Raw genomic sequence first — 1,328 nt, 5'->3', positions numbered from 1 at the left:
GATGCGGGATCTACCAACAAACCACACCGTACGTATGACAAATACACCGAAACAAACCTACTCAGTACTGAAAAACAGGTTTAAATGGATCCCGCATCGCGTGCGGGATGACGACGGAGTTGCTGTTGGAGGTGTGATAAAGTAGGGTAAACTTGGAGTCGCAGCTGGAAGGCCACATCGTAGGCATGACAAATACACCGGAGCAAACCTACTCAGCACCGAAAAACAGGTTTAAACAGATCCGCATCCTGCGCGGGATGACGACGGAGTTGTTGGAGGTGTGGCAGAGCAGGGTGAGCCTGGAGCCAATGCTGAAAAGCTACTTCGTAGGCATGATAAATACACCGAAACAAACCTATTCAACACCGAAAAACTGGTTTAAACAGTATCGCACGGCGTGCTGTATGAAGAGGGAGTTGTTGTTGAAGGTGTGGCAGAGCTTTGTGAACCCGGATCTGCTGCAGGGTATGGGTTACAAACCCAGTATATGCAGCGCTTTTTTGAATAAGCCGTTTATACTCCATCATTATAGTTTGCACTATTGTCGTCCATGAGCCTGGACTTGCGGATAAGTAACTGGCTAACACTTCATACTGAGCATGCTCCATACTCCCATATTGGGTATTGAACGACTTATGATGAAGTGCCATGTAATCTCAATCGTACAGCCTACACTGAGGTGAGCCTGCATTTAATACGGCAACTGCAGGCTGGCTATATAGTTTGTACCCATAGTCTCTGAACCTGGAAAGCACCACCCGACTCTTAATTAAACAGTTTTACCGATGTCCATTCATGTAGTCTCATATTCCTAAAGCTTTTCGTAGATTCAAGACAAGTAATATCAAGAGAATGGATCGGGCACATACCACATTGACCAAATGAGTAAGAAGAGTCACTGCTAATAACACGGATGCTGAAGGTACTCTTTGCTCACGGGCTATTTGTACAGGAAGCAAAATGACTAAAGCCCACCGATGCAATTCTTATCAACCTTCTGGCTTTATTTACGTATAGTTTTATATCCCTGAGCAGAATAAGAAACTGAAGACTCACTCTGATCGTCTTTCACCATTTTGCCTGTATTGTGTTTATTTGCGATCTTATCCACATTTGATTGTGTGTATCTTGTTTGTGTTTTGTGTGTACTTGGGGTGGTAGGTGGTAGTGACATATTATCGAGAGAAAAATGAAAAAAGGGGTTGCGCTGGGTTTCGATTTCCCTATAATGCGCATCCACCGACACGGGGCACAACGCTGAAAAGCAACGAGCCAGCGAGTAGGGAGTCAAATAAAACTTGATTCTGAAACTTTTCAAAATTAAGTGT

The 1,328-nt window shown here is 44.2% G+C and carries 2 protein-coding genes; one reads left to right on the top strand and one right to left on the bottom strand.

Annotation, left to right across the window (positions count from 1 at the left end):
* Nucleotides 1-152 precede the first annotated feature (152 nt).
* Entirely contained in the window at nucleotides 153-554 is a 402-nt protein-coding gene (locus CWB99_RS22930; RefSeq protein ID WP_138686230.1) for a hypothetical protein, read from the top strand.
* Nucleotides 555-1,003: 449 nt separating this feature from the next.
* Here CWB99_RS22930 and CWB99_RS24445 read toward each other — a convergent pair.
* The coding region (locus tag CWB99_RS24445) for a hypothetical protein (RefSeq protein WP_212748540.1) at nucleotides 1,004-1,328 on the bottom strand (325 nt) is incomplete at its 5' end.

The organism is Pseudoalteromonas rubra (genome assembly GCF_005887095.1).
Classification (GTDB): domain Bacteria; phylum Pseudomonadota; class Gammaproteobacteria; order Enterobacterales; family Alteromonadaceae; genus Pseudoalteromonas; species Pseudoalteromonas rubra_E.
This window is presented reverse-complemented; position numbering and strand designations above follow the sequence as displayed.